This is a genomic window from Acidobacteriota bacterium (genome assembly GCA_016196035.1).
Lineage (GTDB): Bacteria > Acidobacteriota > Blastocatellia > RBC074 > RBC074 > JACPYM01.
The window spans coordinates 15,458-33,621 of record JACPYM010000125.1; the positions used below are offsets into that span (position 1 = coordinate 15,458).

The window sequence follows — 18,164 nt, forward strand, 5'->3', positions numbered from 1 at the left end:
TAAGAATGAAACCCCGCAGAAACGAAGCACACGCAACAGGCCGTTGCTGCTCTGAGGTCTCTTCCAAACTTCTTCGTGTCCTTCGTTTCTTCGGGGTGAAAGAGTCATCGCCTTTCAATGACTGACTTTGATCCGCGTCCATCTGCGAAAATCTGCGGCCAAGATTCTTGCTGGAGGGGAAACAGTTGATCGAAATTTATGTGATGCGCCACGGCATTGCCGCCGATCTGGGCGAAGGCGGTGTGCTCAAAGATGCCGACCGACCGTTGACGCTGGAAGGGCGCGCCAAACTCAAACAAGCCGCGTTGGGCCTGTGCGAACTGGGGCCGAAATTCAATCTGATTTTCACCAGTCCACTATTGCGCGCACGCCAGACCGCCGAAGTCGTCGCCGAGGTTTTAGAACTGCAACACAAAGTCAAAACCCTGGAATCGCTCGCGCCGGGCCGCCAGTTCGCCCAGGGCGAAGGCGGGCACGCCGAAATCTTCCTCGAACTGGGCGCGTACCAATTCGACCGCGCCTTGCTGGTCGGCCACATGCCCGACTTGTCCGAACTGACATCGTACCTGCTGACGGGCAATCGCAATCTGAATGTCGAATACAAAAAAGGCGCGCTCTGTTGCGTCGAAGTGTCCAGCCTGCCGCCGCGCGGGCCGGGGCTGTTGCGTTGGATGCTGACGCCCAAACAAATGCGCCTGATGAACAAGGGGAAATAGAACACCATGAATCCCTGGCATGAAGTCGAACTCGGTGAGCAGGCCCCCGAAATTTTCAACGCGGTCATCGAAATTCCCATTGGCTCCAACGTCAAATACGAACTCGATAAAAAGACCGGCCTCTTGCGCGTAGATCGCATTCTCTTCAGCTCGGTGCATTACCCGGCCAATTACGGCTTCCTGCCGCGCACCTATTGCGACGACAACGACCCGCTGGACGTGCTCGTCTTGGGCCAGGTCGAAGTCGTCCCGCGTTGCATCATGCGCGCCAAAGCCATCGGCGTGATGCAGATGATTGATCAGAACGAAGAGGACGACAAAATCATCGCCGTCCACGCCGACGACCCCGAATACCGCGATTACAAAGACATCTCGGAACTGCCCGAATACAAGCTGAAATCGGTGCGGCGGTTTTTTGAGGATTACAAGGCGCTCGAAAACAAGCAGGTCAAGGTGGAGCGGTTTATGGGGCGCTTCGATGCGCTCAATATCATCGAGCGGAGCATGAAGCTGTACGAAGATATGAAGCCGCAACTCATCAAATAACGCTTTGCTTCACCAGCTTGCCGCCCGGCCTTATTTAATACTGACCTTGACCGTGTTCGCCGCCTTGCCATCCGCAGTCAACACCAAGTCAACCTCGCCACGTCCCGCCAAGGCGCGCGGCAACGGCCCGACATTGATTTGATCGAGGCCCACCAAATCACCCTGCGCTCCGACAAAGCTGACGGGCGTCTCGACACCGCCAATCCGGCAAGTGACGGCGGAGAGATTGCTGCGTCCGCGAATGCCGGTGCCGAATAGCAACAGCACGGCCTGCTCAGTGCTCGCGCCCAAATCTATGGGGATGGGTACGAACCGATTGGCGTTGGCGTCGAACTGCGCGACCGGCTCGAAGCTTTGTGAACCATCGGTTCGCACCCGCAAGGCGACCGCTGCTGCGACGCCTTGCCCGTTGCCGTTGGCGCTAAACAAACCTGGCGCTACACGAGCGACGTTGATTTCCCCGAACGAGGATTCGTTCAGTCCGCTTAGCATGAAAACGACGGCTTTGCCCGCTGCGGTGCCTGGCGGCAACTGATAGTTGACTTGACTCGGTGAGACGAAAAAGAGCGGGGCGTTGCGCTCAACACCGGCACTGTCGCGCACGGTAAGGCGTGTGCCGCCCAATGAAATCGGCAATGGCACTGAGGACGCGGCTTGCGTTGTCGTAGCCAGATTGGCGCCGAAAGCCGCGACGATGGTTTCGGCGGCGATTTCATTGGCGCTGAAGCTGGCGGCAGAAGTATTCGCCAAGTTGGCCGGTTGCAGATGCGGATTCGTGGCAGCAAAAACACCGTGCCCGGTCGTTCCCGCAAACAGCAGGTTGCCGCGCATAGCGAGACTGGTGATGTTACTGAAAGGCAAGCCTGCGTTAATGGGCGACCAGTTATTGCCGTTGTTCGTGGAATAAAAAATACCCGTGGAAGAGGCGGCGTAAAGCACATCGCCATTGAACGCAAAATCATTGACGAACAATCCGGTTTGCGCGCGCACAAAACTTGCGCCGTTATCTGTCGAAACCGCGATATTGCCCACATTGTTGGCGCTGTAGCTGTAATACACATTGTTTCCACGCGCGGCTACTTTGAAAGCTCCGACAGGCGTTGCCCCCAGATTCGCCGGGTTGAAATTGGCGCCGCTATCGGTCGAGCGCAACAGGTTCGTCGTGGTTCCGGCGAAAAGGTAAACGCCATTCGCCGCCAAGCGCGCGGGCGTCGGGGTTAACGACCTGCCGCCGTTCAATTGCGTCCAACTACCGGAATCTGCCGCGAGCTTGTGCACGATACTGAAACTGAGGGCATACACGTCATTGCCGCTGACAGCCAGGTCTGTGATGGTTGAGGCGCTGGTCAAAGCCAAGCCGCGATTGACCGCCGTCCACGTTGTTCCGTTATCGCTGGAAAAGTACGCCCCGCCATACGCCGTGCCAGCCAGCAAATCGTTGCCGCGTGCGAGCAGCCGCCGCACGTTATAGGGGCGACCATTCAAATTCAACGTTGTCATGGGAAGCCAGTTTTGCCCATCATTCGTGGAACGGAAAAAGCCGCTGTCGCCCGCAGAGGCCACCAGCACGTTGTTATTCGCCGCCAGTGCGGTCATTGCGGCAGCGGTCAACCCGGTTTGACTGGGCGTCCAACTTAGTCGGTCGGCGCTTAGCGCGAACAATCCGCCCGAGGTGCCCAGCAAGGTTGCTTGTTCTGTGCGCAACAGCGCATAAACAGTGCTGCCCATCGGCAAGCCGCGATTACTGAGGTATTCGCTCCAGTCTCCATTGAACGAAGCGATTCCTCCCTGGCAGAGCGCCAAAGGATATGGTTGCGCATTCCCGTCTGCCGCAAATCCCTGGACATTGGTCAGCAAGGAAACCGGCGAAGTACTGCTGCCTACGTTAAAGCCAATGCTGCTGGACCCCACCGGAAACCAACTCTCACCGTTGTCGAGCGAGCCGTAAACCTGCGGCTGGTTGTTCGAATAAAAGAGCGTGCCGACATAAAGGGCATTGCTGTTCAGCGTCAAAGCAAACACCGCAGGCGTGCCGTTATTCGGTAAACCTGACGTGAGCGCCCGCCAGGTCTGCCCTTGATCTGCAGAGCGAAATACCCCGAGGACTGCGCCGCCTGCCAAGCCGGCGAACAAAGCGCCATCCTTGGACACTATGGCGTTAATTCTGCCGCCACCGGGCGAGCCGCGTTCCTGCCAACTCAGCCCATTGTCCGTTGAGCGAAAGACGCGCCCGGCAGCGCTGCCTGCATATAACGTAGACTCGCTCTGCGCCAGTGCCACGAGGGAAACATTCGCCAGCGTATTGTTCCAACGCTGTCCCCCATCATCGGTATAAAAAACGCCGCTGCTGGTCGCGGCAATGACCGCCTTGCCGACTGCCAAGAGATTGTTGATTGTAACCGTGCTCAGGTTGTTGCCGCTCGCGCGCCAGGTTTTGCCGTTGTCAGTAGAGAGAAACACTCCACGCCCGCTCGTGCCAGCGTAGATGCGTCCACCTTCGCTTGCCAGCGTAAAGATTGTGCCTCCTTCTAACGGCGCCAGCGCGCGCCATTGACTCGCACTCTGTGCAGGATCAAGGAGCGCTGCCGTCTGCCGCCCATTCACCAACGGTTCATTTATTGCGCGCGCGTGCTTGCTCGAACCGAAGGAAGTTTCGCCCGTGGAGTGCGCCGTGCGAAGCGGCAGAAGCGCAAGGAGCGAGATCACGCATACAACCAGCAGCAGGGTTGTCGCGGAGTGAATGGTTGAAGACAAAGTTCGAATCAACATAGTAGCTCCGGCTGATGTGCTTGCTCTCAGCGAGAGTCATTGCCCCACGGCAGACCCGCTCTAGGCGCCAAGCATGTCGAATAAAGAAGAATCGTTTCGCGAGCCTGACCAGTGGCGTTGTGGTCTGCCCAGGGCCGGTTCAAGCAGCACTTCTGTTGCTCGCGCCGGTTCCCATTCGCGAAGTTGACAAAACCATTGCTCTACCTGCACCCGCACCGCCGCGCTGGCATTGCCTGCCAGATCAACCAACTGCACCTCCACATCGCTGGGCAGGAAAACGGCATTGCGAAAGTTATAGCTCAACGTGAAATTGACCGTTCCAGCGGTCTGTCCGCTGAGATTCAGGAAAGCGCCGGTTGCTTCGAACGCTCCACAAACCGCAGAGCCCAGAATGCGGAAGCGCAGTTTGGCGCTGTTAGCCAACGCGCCATTGAACGCAATATCCCCGTCGGCATCGGTGAAATTGAAACGTCCGCTGAGCGTGGCGACACCGCTGGCGAAGTCGGGTTTATTGAGACTGGCGTTGGTGATGCTGGGAGTTGGATTGACCGCTGTCCCGCCGATGTTCACGCGAACGGTGTTGGCGGTTTTGCCATCCACAGTCAGCACTGCATCTATTTCGCCGCGTCCCGCCAGACTGCGCGGCAGCAGCACATTGGCTTGATCCAAACCGGCGAGATCGCCCTGTGCTCCGGCAAAAGAGACTTCAGCGGTTGCGCCGCCTAGACGCGCACTGACGGCAGCGAGCGCGCTGCGGTTGCGGAAGCCGGTGCCGAACAACAACAAAAACACGCGGTCAGTGGCTGGCCCCAGATCAAGTGGTACGGCGACAAAACGATTGCTCGCCTGATCGAAGCGTACCAGCGGTTCAAAGCTTTGCGAGTTGTCGGCTTTGACGCGGAGGGCCACGGCGGCAGCAAGCCCCTGGCCATTGGCGTTGGCGGCAAACAACCCCGGCGCGACAGTGGCAATGGTCACCGTGCCCGTGCCGCTGATCGTGTTGTCACGCATAACCGTGACGATTGCCGTGCCGTTCGCGGTTCCGGCTGGAATCAGGTAGTTGATTTGCCCCGGTGAAACGAAGAAAAGGGGAGCCGGGCGTTCGGCCCCGGCGCTATCTTTGACCTTGATGTTCGTGCCCGCCAAGGCAGTAGGCAACGGTGAGGCGTTCGCGCTCGCCGTTGTCGTCGCCAGCCCTTGTCCGAAACCGGCGGCGATGCTTTCAGCGGTTAGTTCAGTACCGAGGAAGCTGGCGGCGGAAATAGTCGTCAGCGGCGCTTGCGTCTGCACGGTAAAGGCCGCCGTCGGAAAATCGGTGCAATTAGTCTTGCCGACCGTGATGGGGCCAGTGGTCGCGCCTGTGGGCACTTGCGCCGTGATCTGGGTGGCGTTGTTGACGGTGAATGTGGCGGTGATGTTGTTGAATTTGACGGCAGAGACGCCGATCAAATTGGTACCGGTGAGCGTGACTGCCGTGCCGACGCTGCCGCTGGCCGGATTGATGCCACTGATGGTGTGGCAATCCGGTTGTTGCTGCGCGCTGAACGTAGTGCCAGAAATACTTACACTGCCGAAGAGGATGCCGCCGCCACATTGCGCAAAGCCTACGCGAAAGTTGCTGATGCTGCCGGTCATGGCCGTCGCCGAACTAAAGGTTCCGCGCGCGCGCGGCGCTTCGCCGGTCACGAAGGCGATCCCGCCACAGCCGACCTCGGCATCAAATTGATTGTTGCTGATGGTGGTGGTGAAGCCGCACAGCTTGTATACACAGGTGCCCAGGCCCGAAAAGCTCATCCGGTAATCAACTTCCAGATTGACGACACGGCCTTGTTCGTCAATCGCAAACTTGATTGGCAAATCCTGCGCGGTGCGGCCCGTCCAACTGCCACGGGTTTGGGCCGGGACGGATTGTGCCTTTGGCCGCAGCCGCTGGTTGGAATGGTGAGCCGAGAGGCTGACGGACGTGCTGAATATCGTCAGCACGCAAACAAAGCCTAACAACATTCGGTTAAAGCGTCGCATGTTCACTCCGTTTTTACAGGACAGGGTTTGTGGTGATGGCATTGTCAGCCACGAACGGCGGGTGTAAATTGCCGCCCTCTTCAACAGGCAAACAATCCAACACCCGCCGCGAAGCAGTTGGGCTTCACTGGCTACATGCGCCAACTGGGGCTGAAGTGGTGGAGTTGCGCAAGAATTTTTTTTCAGCCGCCAATGCGCTCGTTGCCAGTCAGTCAGTGCAATCCTTTTCCCTTAAGGAGGCCACATCCGATGCTGACCGAAACCCCGCGAGCAGAGGCCGCGCCCGGCGCGGTGACGCAATTGCTGTTGCAATGGCACAACGGTGATCAAGCCGCCTTCGACCAACTCTTCCCGCTGGTTTACGAAGACTTGCGGCGGCAGGCGCGGCAGGCGTTGCGCGGCGAGCGGGCCGGGCAGACGCTGGAAACGCGCGCGCTGGTCAACGAGGCCTATCTGCGGCTGGTCGAGGCCGGGCGCGTGGATTGGCATGGGCGCGCGCACTTTTTGGCGATTGCGGCGGAGGTGATGCGGCGCGTGTTGGTGGAATGCGCGCGCCGCCGCCAGCGCCACAAACGCGGCGGCGAATGGACGCGCGTGACCCTGGATGAGTCGCTGGTGATCGAACGCGAAGGCGTGACCGATTTGGTGGCGCTGGATGAAGCGCTCGAATGGCTGCGGCAGTTCAAGCCGCGCAAAGCCCGGGTCGTCGTGTTGCGTTTCTTTGGCGGGCTGACCATCGAAGAGACAGCGGCGGCCTTGGGGATTTCGACCGATACGGTCAAAACCGATTGGCAGACGGCGCGTTTGTGGCTGGCCGAACGGCTGGGCGGAAAGGAGGCACATCATGAATCAAGCGCGCTTTGACCGGATTGATGCTTTGTTGGAAGGCGCGCTGGCCGTTGAACCGGCGGCGCGCGCGGCTTGGTTGAAAGAAGCCTGCGGCACTGACGAAACGCTGCGCTGTGAGGTCGCAGCCTTGCTCAGTCTGCAAGCTGTGGCGGCGCAACTGCCGGAGCGCGCCGATCTGACCGGCGCATTCGTCGAAGAGGCGGCGGCCTTCACCGGTCAGCAGATTAGCCATTACCGTATCGAAGAGCGCCTGGGCGTGGGCGGGATGGGCGAAGTCTGGCGCGCGTGGGATGAGCGGCTCAAACGCGCGGTGGCGCTCAAATTCCTGCCCGCCGGGTTCAATGCCGACCCGGAGCGCGTGCGGCGCTTTGAGGTGGAAGCCAATGCCGCCTCGCAACTCAACCATCCGAACATCATCACCATTTACGAAATCGGCGCGGCTGCCAGTGAAGCGGGCGGCGCGCATTTCATCGCCACCGAATACGTCGAAGGCCAGACGCTGCGGCAGTGGCTGACCGATCCTGAAACCAAACAGTCGCGCCGCTTGAGCGTCATGCAAACGCTCGATTGCGCCACGCAAATCGCCAGCGCGCTCAAAGCCGCGCACGCCGCCTGGATCGTGCACCGCGACATCAAGCCCGAAAACATCATGGTGCGCTCGGATGGGCTAGTGAAGGTGCTCGATTTCGGCATCGCCAAGCTGAATGAAAGGGATGAGGGCGGAGGACTGAGGGATGAAAGCAGCCGTCCGATTCATCCTTCATCCTTCATCCCTCATCCCTCACTCACCGCGGCGGGGACGATTTTGGGCACGGCCAGTTATATGTCGCCCGAACAGGCGCGCGGCGCAACGCTGGATGGACGCACGGATGTTTTCTCGCTGGGCTTGGTGCTTTACGAAATGGTGACAGGCGCGCGCTTGCTCGCCGGGGCGCCGCTGGTCGAAGCGGCGGATGTTTTGCGCGGTGCGCAGGAGCCATTGTCAGCGCAACTGAAATTCGAGCACGCGCCGAAAGAACTCGAACGCATCATCCGCAAGGCGCTGCGGCGTGAGCGCGCGGAACGCTACGCCACGGCGGGCGAGTTGCTGGACGAGCTGAACAAATTGAAACAGCGGCTGGCCAACCGCACCAGCCGCCGCCTAGTCGGGTTGGGCGCGCTGGCGTTGTTGTTGGCTACGCTATTTGTGGTGGGGACAGCGCGGCTTTCGATCCATGAAATGTGGGAAGAACAGGTGTTGCGCGACGGGCACACGGCGGCGGCGCGGCGCGCGGTCTTTTCGCCGGATGGGCGTTTGCTGGTTTCAGTTGGTGAAGACAAGCAAGTGATCGTCTGGGATTTTGCGAAGCGCGAACGGCTGGCGACCTTCAACGATCACACCGACTGGGTGGCGGCGGTCGCTTTCTCGCCGGACGGGAAATGGTTTGCGACAGGGAGCGCTGACCAGACGGTGATTGTTTGGGACGCCGTCAAACTACAGAAAGAGGCAGTGCTGCGCGGGCATCGTGGCAGAGTGGTCAGCGTAGCTTTCTCGCCGGATGGGCAAGTGCTGGTTTCCGCCGATGCTGCTGACGATTCACTGGGTCAAGCCACGCTGCTGTGGCGCGTGGGGAGTTGGGAAAAATATGCGCAGATTCCGGCTGGTGCTGCTGACGCTAATTCGCCGCTGTTTAGTGCTGGCGGCAAGCGGCTGATCTATCACCGCGATAGTTCGCAAGATCACCTGCCAAATACCTGGGACATGGCGACAGGGCAACCGCTGGGCGATGAGTTCGATTCGGCCTGGGCTGGCAACAACGCCGCGCTCTCGCCCGCTAGCGCGTGGCTGATCAGCATAACCGCTCAGGGTGAAGTCATCTTTGCCGACTTCAAACGGCGGCGGTTGCTGGGCCGCTTCGAAGCGCATCAGGACAACGGACGCGCGGTTGCCATTTCGCCCAATGGGCGGCTGGCGGCAACGGGCGCCGAAAACATCATTCTGTGGGATGCGGTGACGCGGCGGAAGATCACGACGATTGATTACCCGTCCATTGTTTGGAGCGCGGCGTTTTCGCCCGACGGACGCTGGCTGGTTTCGACGCACGGCGACGGCGGGATTCGGGTTTGGGACGTGGTGGAGCGGCGGCGCGCCGTCGGTTTCAACGAACACGACGGCCCGGTGCGCGCCGTGGCCTGGGCGCGCACCGGCAAACGCTGCGCTTCGGCGGGCGAAGATCGTTCGGTGATGGTTTGGAATGCGGAAAGCCAGCGCCGCGAGATGTTGCTCTTCGGTCATGCCACGCGCGTCGTGGGCCTGGCTTTCGCGCCGGATGGCGCAACGTTGGCTTCGGTTGACCGCGACGGAACAGTGATTATTTGGGAACTGGCGCAGCAGCGCGAACGGCTGCGGTTCGCGCATCCGCAGAATGAAGGAGATGCTGCCGCCAACTGTCTGACGATTTCGCCGGATGGCCGCTGGTTGGCAACTTCGCACGGAGTTTATGACAGCGCCACTGGTCGGCAGTTGGCGGATTTTCAACTCAAGGGGCCTTGGCTCAGCGCAAACGCAATTTATGGCCTGGCCTTTTCCGCCGATGGTTTGCGGCTGGCGACGGCCAATTCAAATGGCCGTGTCGTCGTGCTCGATACCACGACCTGGAGCCAGGTTGAAAAGGCCGACTTCACTCCGCGTTCGTTCATCAGTGTCGGGTTTGCGCCTGACGGCAAACAATTGGTGACCGGTGAAGATGGCAAGCTCGTGCAGTTGTGGACGACGCAGCCGCTGCATCCAACCGAAGTCATTGGCAAACACGACGCGCGCATCAAATCGGTCGCCTTCTCGCCCGACGGCAAGCAGGTCGTTTCGGCAGGCGATGACAAAGCAATTGCGCTGTGGGATGTCGCCGGGCGTCGGCTGGTGACGCGTATCGGGCTGCACACCGCGCCGGTTTATGCGGTGGCCTTTTCACCGGATGGCAAACAGTTGCTTTCCGGCGAGCACGATCATTCGGTGCGGCTTTACACGCGCCAGCGCACGTTGTGGGGGATGAATTGGGATTGAGGCAACCTGGGTGCGCAGCGCTTCCAGCGTGCAGTCTTGGCATAGCACCTGATGAATCTGAAAGGAAACCCTTCGGCATTGTTCGGTCTTTCGCCAAGAGCACGCTGGAAGCCGTGCGTACCCAGGTTGAGCGCATTCAGTTCCGCTCAGCCAACCCCAGTGCCTTCATCTCATAAGCCAGCGTCTCGCGCAGCCCCTCCGCCAGCGGCCGCGCCTGAAAGCCCAACTCGCGTTCCGCCTTCGCGCTGCTGCCCAGATAGGTCGCGCCCGCCGAAACGCGCAAGGTTTCAGAGGCAAAGTTTTCCGGCACCGGCACGAGCTTTTCCATTACGCCCATCATCCCCGCCAGCACCCGCAACATGCCCGGCGAGCCTTTCAAACGCGGCGCTTTGATACCGGTGATTTGTTCGGCCAGTTGCAGCGCATCCACCAACGTACACGGCGGCCCGGCGATGATGTAGCTCTCACCGACGCGGCCTTTTTCCATGGCCAGCAAGTGGCCGCGCGCGGTGTCGGCGACGTGGGCCCAGCAATAGGCGACTTGGTCGGGCACGAGGGGCAGGCGTCCGCGCAGGTAATCGCGCAAGGCGTTGCCGATGGCGCTGGTGTCGCCGGGGCCGTAATTGACGCCGGGTTGCACGATGACCAGCGGCAGCCCCGCTGCGATCAGCGGCAGCGCGACTGCGTAATGCGCTTGCCACTTGGTGCGGTCGTATTCGCTGAGGTGCGCGCCATTGAAGCGGTACGCTTCGTCTACGATTTGGCCGTGCGTGTCGGAGTTGACGGCGAGGGTGCTGGTGTATACGCCTTTGGGAATGCCGAGTTCGCGCATGAGTTCGAGCACGTTGCGGGTGCCGCCGACGTTGATCTTTTTGGCGGCGGCTTTGTCGCGCGCGCCGACTTTGTACCAGGCGGCGAGGTGAAAGACGCCGTCCACGCCGGTCATGGGCGCGCGCATGCTTTCTTTATCGGTGATGTCGCCGGGCGCGAGTTGCAGGCCGAGTTGGGCCAGGTCTTGCGCTTGGGCGGAGTTGCGGACGAGCGCGGTGACGTGGTGTCCGGCGGCGGCGAGTTGGCGCGCGACGTGGCCGCCGATGAACCCGGTTGCGCCGGTGATGAAGTATTTCATGCGGGTATGCTCCTCTTGCTGGATGTCTTTGCGGCAATGAATTGCGGCGCGGAATATACAGACTTCCAGCAAAATAAACCACGAAGCAAACGAAGCAAACGAAGAGAGCGGGGCTTTCGCGGCACCCGCTGGCGCATCTGCTGAAGACGTTGCCCTGATCCAGGAATCAGGATTGCCGTGCAAGCGTGCCGGTCTGCGACTTTGCAAAAGCCCAGCTTGGGTTGTGAGGCGGGCGGGCGGCTGATGACGAAACCGGTGGGCTACGCTATGCTCTGCCCGCCGAAAGCTGGGTTTGCAAAAGGCGCATCATGGCTACTCCCATCCTGACCACAAAGCTATCACTTCCGCCTAAACGACCGGACTGGATCGTGCGGCTGCGTTTGTTGAATCAGTTGGACAAGGGGTTGGGGCGCAAACTGACGCTGATTTCGGCGCCGGCGGGTTCGGGCAAGACGACGCTGGCGGCTTCGTGGTTGCACGGCCTGAGCGGGCACAAGCATGGTGCGGTAAACATCGCCTGGCTTTCGCTGGATCAGGAAGACAACGACCCGGTGCGCTTTCTCTCGCACTTGATCGCCACGTTGCAGCGGCTTGCTCCGCAGTTGGGGCGGGCGGCGCAGGCTTATCTGAAAACGCCGCACGTGCTCAATCTCAATCATCTGATGACGCTGCTCATCAACGACTTGGCCAAGCATTCCGAAGCGAGCACCACGCAACCCCCGCAACAAAACATCCTGGCGCTTGATGATTACCACGTCATCAGTCAGCGTGACCTGCAAACCGCCATCGCGTTTTTTCTGGAAAACCTGCCGCCGCACTTTCATCTGGTCTTGGCGACGCGCGAAGAACCAGCCTTGCCCTTGCCACGCTTGCGTGTGCGGCGCGAAGTGACCGAGATACGCCCGCAGGATTTGCGCTTCACCGGCGAAGAGACGGTCGCCTTTCTGAAACGCACGATGGGGCTGGCGCTAACCGCCGAAGAAATGCGCGCGCTGGAAGATCACACCGAAGGTTGGGTGGCGGGCTTGCAAATGGCGGCGCTCTCGTTGCGCGGACGTGGTCGCAATGAAGGGCCTAGTGAAGATGAAGAGCCACCCGTTTTGCAGTTGGCTTTGCCACCGGCTTGGCAAACCGAAGCGTTGGGCAGCGGCGGGCGCGACATCATTGATTATCTGGCGGCAGAGGTGTTGCGGCAGCAGCCCGCAGAGATGCGCGCCTTTTTGCGTCAGACCGCCATCCTCGACCGGTTCAATGCCGCGTTGTGCGATGCCGTCACGGGGCGCGGCGATGGACAGGCCGCGTTGGCGTATCTCGAACGCGCCAACCTCTTTCTGATTCCGCTCGACGAACAGCAGCAGTGGTTTCGCTACCATCACCTGTTTGCCGATTTTCTGCGCACCGCATTGACCGAGCCGGAGCAGCAGGCCTTGCACGTTGTCGCCAGCCGCTGGCACGAGGCGCATGGCTCAATGCCCGAAGCGATCAAGCACGCCCAGGCGGGCCGCGATCACGAGACGGCGGTGCGCCTGATCCGGCGCGGCGCTGAAGAAGCATGCCGCGTTGGCGCATACAGCACCTTGCTCGGCTGGGTGAACGCGCTGCCGGAAAAAGTCGTGCGCGCGCACAGTGATTTGCTGGTGCATAAAGGCTGGATTCTGTATTTGCGCGGCGAGATCGTCACCGGTGAAGCCTACGCCGCGCTCGCCGTCGCCAACGAACGCCCGGATGCGCCGCCCCTGCATCGTGGCATGTTGCGGGGCTTTCAAGCCTATCTGGCAATCAATCGTGATGAACCGGCGCAAGCCGTAAAGTTTGCCGAAGAGGCGTTGACCTTTCTCAACGAGACCGAATCCTTTTAGCGAACGACGGCGCTCAGCCATTTGGGACAGGCGCAACGGCTCGTCGGCGACCGGCAGGCGGCGCTTCACACATTGCGCCAGACCATTGCGCTGGGGCAGCGGCTAGGACATTACCTGCCTACGTTGGAAGCGTTGGGGTATCTGGCATTGCTACTGTATCAACAGGGGAAATTACGCGAAGCCATCCGTTCGTGCGAGCAGGCGGCTTGCCAGTTCATGGACGCGCACGGGCATCCGCTGCCCGTCGCGGGGTTTATTTACGTCCCGCTGGGCATGCTCTATTACGAGATCAACGACCTGCCGCGCGCCGCTTATCACCTGACGACTGGCATTGCGCTCTGTCAGCAGATGGGGACGGTGTATGCCACACTGGCCGGGCAGCGCACGCTGCTCAAATTGCACGCCGCGCAAGGCGAACTTGAGGCTGCCTGGGAAGTCCTCGCGGCGGCGCGCGAATTGGCGGAGCGTTCAGAAAATCAACGGCGCATTCGCACCGTGACGGCCATGCGCGCCGAATTGCAATTGCGGCAGGGCCACACCGCCGCCGCCGCCGCGACGCTCAGCGCATTGCCCGCCGCTGCGGCAGCGCGCTCCGAACAAGAGAATCTGACCTCTGCCCGCTTGTTACTGGCGCAGGATCAGCCCCAAGCGGCCGCCGCCCTGTTACAACAAATCGAAGGCTTCGCCCGTCAACAGGGCCGCGAGGGCAGCTTGATTGCGATTTACCTTTTGCAGACGCTGGCCCAGCAGGCGTTGCAACAGCCAGAGGCCGCACGGGCTTATTTGGAACAGGCGCTTTGCCTGGCCGCGCCCGAAGGCTACCGCCGCCCCTTTCTGGATGAGGGCACGGCCATTGTCGCGCTTCTGCCGCGCAGCCAGCACCTCGCGCCTGCGTTCGTGGCCGGGCTGCTCGAAGGGTTTTCCAAACAAGCCCACGGCACGCCAGCAGCAGTTGCTTCCGCCGCCAGGAAGCAACTGCTGCTGGAACCGCTTAGCGAAACTCAGCGCACCATCTTGCGCCTGGTCGCCGACGGCTTATCAAACCGCAACATCGCCGCCCGCCTCGCTATTACCGAAGGCACGACCAAATGGCACTTGAACCAAATATACGGCAAGCTGAGCGTCGGCAGCCGCACGCAAGCCGTCGCGCAGGCCCGCCAACTCAACCTCATCTGACAAATGCAGAAACATGGCCAAAGAGCATGGAGTTCAGGCTTCAGCCTGTCTTGGAGAGCGCGAGCACAGGCTGAAGCCCAATGGCATTGAATTAAGCGTGACAACGAGGTGTTCAGAGTTCACGCTTCAGCGTGTCTAAGTCGAATTAACACGCTGAAGCGTGAACTCTGAACACTAATTCAATGCCATTAGGCTTCAGCCTGAACTCCATGCTCTTTGGCGTATGTCCTGAAGACTTTTCTGTTCTGACCCTAACTTTCGATAGGTGAACCCCTCCCGCCAGCTTGTTAGACTCCACTGACCGCCCGTTCAGTAAGCATCAATAAACTGCGGGTGGCGCATAAACGCAGACCTCCTGTTGACTCGATAAAACTATAACGAAGCAATCATCTTGGTTCGGGGCTAGCTGTGGGATGACATCAAGGCAGGGCAAAGACCCTGTCTGATTATTCAAGCACCAGAATAGCAAGCACCAGATCGGGCGGGTTCAACCCGTCGCCAGATCAACTTCCAACCAGCAACTTTGGGAGCCTGTTTCGGCGTCCACAAGGAGTCAGCACCATGAAAATTTCCGCTCGTCGCACGCTCTTTCTGCTTTGGCTTGCAGTGATTGTTGGGGGACTGTGGTTGAGTCCCGTGACGCCGGCTTATGCCCAAAACGCCACCGGCGCGATCAACGGCATGGTTACCGATCCGAATGAAGCCGTGGTCGCGGGCGCCAAGGTCAGCGCCACGCATCGTGCCACCGGCGCAGTACGCAAGCTCACTTCCAATACCGAGGGCGGCTTTATCTTCGAGAGCCTGATCCCCGGCGAATACGAGGTGAAGGTGGAGGCGCAGGGCTTCACTTCGCAATTGCAAGTGCTGACCGTGCAGGTTGGCGTGACGGTTTCCGGCAAATTCACGCTGACGGTGGGCGGGGCGAATCAGACCGTCGAAGTCGTGGGCGGCGGCGCGCCGATTTTGAATACTTCGGATTCCGGCTTGGGTGGGATCGTGACGCAGAAGCAGATTGAAAGCCTGCCACTCAACGGGCGCAGTTTTCTTTCGGTCGCCAGTTTGGAACCCGGCGTTTCGGTGACATATCAGGCGACTTCGGGTGTGCTCAATCAGAATGACTTTTTCCAAGTGGGCGTGGGCGGCGCGCCTTCATACATGACCACGATTTCGGTGGATGGCGCGCGCGCGAATGACCGCATCACGGGCGGCACCTCGCAAAACTTCTCGTCTGAAACGGTGCAGGAATTTCAAATCAGCACCATCGGCTTCGATCTCTCGACGGGCACAGTGTCGGCGGGTGCGGTCAACGTCATTTCACGCGGTGGCGGCAATGCCTATCACGGCAGTTCATTTCTGTTTTTCCGCGATCACAATCTGGCGGCCTTTTCGGCGTTGAGCCGTCCCTGCACGGGCCTGGCGACGGATAGTCCGTTGTGCGCCACCAGCGCGCGCAAACGGCTCGAAGACCCCTTCTTTGTGCGGCGGCAATATGGTGGAACGTTCGGCGGGCCGGTCATCAAGAACAAGCTCTTTTTCTTTACCAACTACGAACGCAGCGATCAAGTGGGCGCGCAACAGGTCAGGTTCACCGACCCGCTGCTGTTCGGTTACAACCACGTGGCGAAGGTGCCTTTCGATCAACATCTGATCGGCGTGCGCCTTGACTACAACGTGACGCAAAAACACACCGCCTTCATGCGCGGCAACATTGACAAGAATGACAGCATTTCGGGCGGCGGCATGGAATCGAACTGGATCGGTTCGAGCAACTATTCCTATCAAACGCAATTCGGGTTGACGAGCGTTCTCAGCCCCAGACGCGTCAACGATTTTCGCTTTGCGTATTCCTACTTTCGCAACCGGCTCTTTCCACCCTCGCAAAAAGATTGCGAGGCGCTGGCGGGCGATCCGCGTTATTGCATCGGTGTCGGCAGTACGCTGATCTCGTTCTTTGGCGGTTTGAGCATTGGCAATAACGCTAACGTTCCGCAAGACCGCCATCCGCGCACCTACCAATTCACCGACAACGTGAGCTGGACGCAGGGCACGCACCGCATCCGCTTCGGCGGCAACTGGGAACACATTTTCAGCGCGGGCAGTTGGAACCGGAATTTTGCCGGGACGTTTGGCGTCTTCAGCCCGACGACGATTGCGGCCTCGAATCCGACGTTGTATGCCACGCTGCCCGCCAGTTTGAAGCTGGGCTACACCGGCCCGGTGGCGACCTTCGCTGAATTGCTGCAACTGCCAATGACGGGCGCGTTGACCATTGGTATTGGCGATCCGATTCAGCCGGTCAAACAAAATTTCAACAAACTGGCGCGCAACAACCTGATTCGTTTTTACGCGCAGGATGGCTGGCAGATCAAACCGAAGCTCACGCTCAATTACGGCTTGGCCTGGTCGTGGGAAGACAACATCGTTTACCACGATTACGAGCGTTCGCCCTATCTGGTGGCACTAGGGCTGAAGTCCACCAAAGTGCCGCAGGATTTGAATAACTTTGATCCGGCTTTCGGTTTCGCCTGGGCGCTCAACGATAAGACAGTCATGCGCGGCAGCGCCTCGCTGCACCACACGTCAGCCAACCGCAGCTATCTGAAATTGCAGGATGAAATCCTGAACGGCCCGGCGGGCATCGGCCTGACGTCGTCCAGTTCGTCGGCGTTGGGCAATCCCAAGCTGGGCGCGGGCACAACCTGCAACCCGGCGGTGACGGGCACGTGTATCAACTTTGCGACGGTGTTGCCGACCAATCTGACCGGCGGGGAGATGCTGGCCTACCTGCCAACCTTGCGCGGCATTTTGGAAGCGCAACAGGCACGCTTTAATGGCACGGATTTGTCCATCCGCAACATTGACGTGCGCAAACAGGCACCGACCTATTTGACCGAAGCCGTCTTTGACGAACACTTCCGCACGCCCTACACGATGCATTTCAACGCGGGCGTGCAGCGGCAAGTCATGCACAACCTATCTGTCTCGGCGGATTTTGTGATGCGCCGGGGCGTCAAGTTCGGCGCTTACGAAGGCTATATGGAAGACATCAACCGCTGGAACCGCTTCAGCAGTTACTCGATCACGCCCGCGACCGGCGTGGCCGCGCCCGTCCGCAATCCGGTGTTGCCCGTTTGCTCACAGGCGCAAGCGCTCGATCCGAAGGCGCTCTGCTCGACCAACATCATCTATTACGGCAACCCCAGCATTCTCTCGCGCTACACGGCCTTGCAGGTCAAAGTGGACAAGCGATTTTCGCAAGGCTTCATGCTGACGGCGGCTTACGCCTTGCAGCGTTACACGACCTACTTGCCGCTGAATGGGGCGACGCCGAACAGCTTCAACGATTCGGCACAGAATTTCGGCCTCAGCGGCGCCAGCCCGAAACAGCAGTTTTCGTTCAGCGCCATCTGGGATTTGCCGGACACCAAGAGCAGCAACAAACTGCTGAAGGGGGTGTTGAACAATTGGCAACTCTCGACAATTTGGCAAATGCGCAGCCGTGACATCAACACCGTGCAACTCGGCACCTTTGACACAGACGGCGACGGCACCTTTGCCTTCCTGCTGCCGGGCAGCAAGATCAATGCATTCGGGCGCGGGCAGGGCGCCAGCGACATTCGCAAACTGGTGGATGCCTATAACACGACCTTCGCCGCACCAAAGGACACGCCACTGCAACAGATTGGGACGGCGAATCGTGACAAGGTGGGCGCGGCTTATCCTTACATCGTGTTGCCGGATAATTTTTCCTCTGGCGACAGCTTCATCGCGCACGACTTGCGTGTCACGCGCTCGATTCCCATCCGCGAAAAGGTGCGGCTCAACCTGATTGCGGAAGGCTTCAACATCTTCAACATCGCCAATCTGGGCGGCTTCAGCGGTTCGCTGGCGAGCGCGGCCTACATTCGCCCGACCGCGAATGCAGCGGGCGCGATCACCGCCGCTGGCCGTAACAATCCGAATAATACTTTCGGACAAGCGACCTCGCGCGTCAGCCCGATTTTCGGAACGGGCGGCCCGCGCGCATTCCAATTTGCAGCACGGCTTAGTTTCTAAGC

General features: G+C 59.9%; 10 protein-coding genes. 7 read left to right on the forward strand and 3 right to left on the reverse strand.

What is annotated here, in order from left to right:
• The first annotated feature begins 185 nt into the window (after window positions 1-185).
• Both sixA and HY011_34725 read left to right on the forward strand, forming a co-directional pair.
• Window positions 186-716 carry a phosphohistidine phosphatase SixA gene (gene sixA, locus HY011_34720; protein MBI3428108.1) on the forward strand — a complete coding sequence of 177 codons (531 nt, stop codon included), beginning with the start codon at window positions 186-188 and terminating at the stop codon, window positions 714-716.
• A gap of 6 nt (window positions 717-722) precedes the next feature.
• Entirely contained in the window at window positions 723-1,262 is a 540-nt protein-coding gene (locus tag HY011_34725; GenBank protein MBI3428109.1) for an inorganic diphosphatase, read from the forward strand.
• Window positions 1,263-1,292: 30 nt separating this feature from the next.
• Here the strand turns inward: HY011_34725 and HY011_34730 are convergent, their stop codons facing one another.
• Together HY011_34730 and HY011_34735 are read right to left on the reverse strand one after the other, a co-directional pair.
• Window positions 1,293-4,031: a hypothetical protein gene (locus HY011_34730; protein ID MBI3428110.1), complete on the reverse strand. Its 2,739-nt coding sequence runs from the start codon at window positions 4,029-4,031 to the stop codon at window positions 1,293-1,295.
• 60 nt (window positions 4,032-4,091) lie between these two features.
• Window positions 4,092-6,053, reverse strand: coding sequence for a hypothetical protein (locus HY011_34735; protein MBI3428111.1), 1,962 nt, complete (start codon window positions 6,051-6,053; stop codon window positions 4,092-4,094).
• Between the two features lie 249 nt (window positions 6,054-6,302).
• On the opposite strand from HY011_34735, the gene HY011_34740 reads away from it, so the two are divergent.
• Window positions 6,303-6,917: a sigma-70 family RNA polymerase sigma factor gene (locus HY011_34740; GenBank protein ID MBI3428112.1), complete on the forward strand. Its 615-nt coding sequence runs from the start codon at window positions 6,303-6,305 to the stop codon at window positions 6,915-6,917.
• A complete protein-coding gene (locus tag HY011_34745) occupies window positions 6,898-9,942 on the forward strand; it encodes a serine/threonine protein kinase (protein ID MBI3428113.1) in 3,045 nt (1,014 codons plus the stop codon). The genes HY011_34740 and HY011_34745 overlap by 20 nt, the downstream gene beginning before the upstream one ends.
• A 136-nt stretch (window positions 9,943-10,078) precedes the next feature.
• Here the strand turns inward: HY011_34745 and HY011_34750 are convergent, their stop codons facing one another.
• Window positions 10,079-11,071, reverse strand: coding sequence for an NAD-dependent epimerase/dehydratase family protein (locus HY011_34750; protein ID MBI3428114.1), 993 nt, complete (start codon window positions 11,069-11,071; stop codon window positions 10,079-10,081).
• 308 nt (window positions 11,072-11,379) lie between these two features.
• On the opposite strand from HY011_34750, the gene HY011_34755 reads away from it, so the two are divergent.
• From HY011_34755 to HY011_34765, 3 genes are all read left to right on the forward strand, one after another.
• The gene (locus HY011_34755; protein MBI3428115.1) at window positions 11,380-12,930 is read left to right on the forward strand and encodes a hypothetical protein; all 1,551 of its coding nucleotides are present in this window, start codon (window positions 11,380-11,382) and stop codon (window positions 12,928-12,930) included.
• A 21-nt stretch (window positions 12,931-12,951) separates the two neighbouring features.
• Entirely contained in the window at window positions 12,952-14,106 is a 1,155-nt protein-coding gene (locus HY011_34760; protein ID MBI3428116.1) for a hypothetical protein, read from the forward strand.
• Between the two features lie 561 nt (window positions 14,107-14,667).
• The gene (locus HY011_34765; GenBank protein ID MBI3428117.1) at window positions 14,668-18,162 is read left to right on the forward strand and encodes a TonB-dependent receptor; all 3,495 of its coding nucleotides are present in this window, start codon (window positions 14,668-14,670) and stop codon (window positions 18,160-18,162) included.
• The last annotated feature ends 2 nt before the right edge of the window (window positions 18,163-18,164 follow it).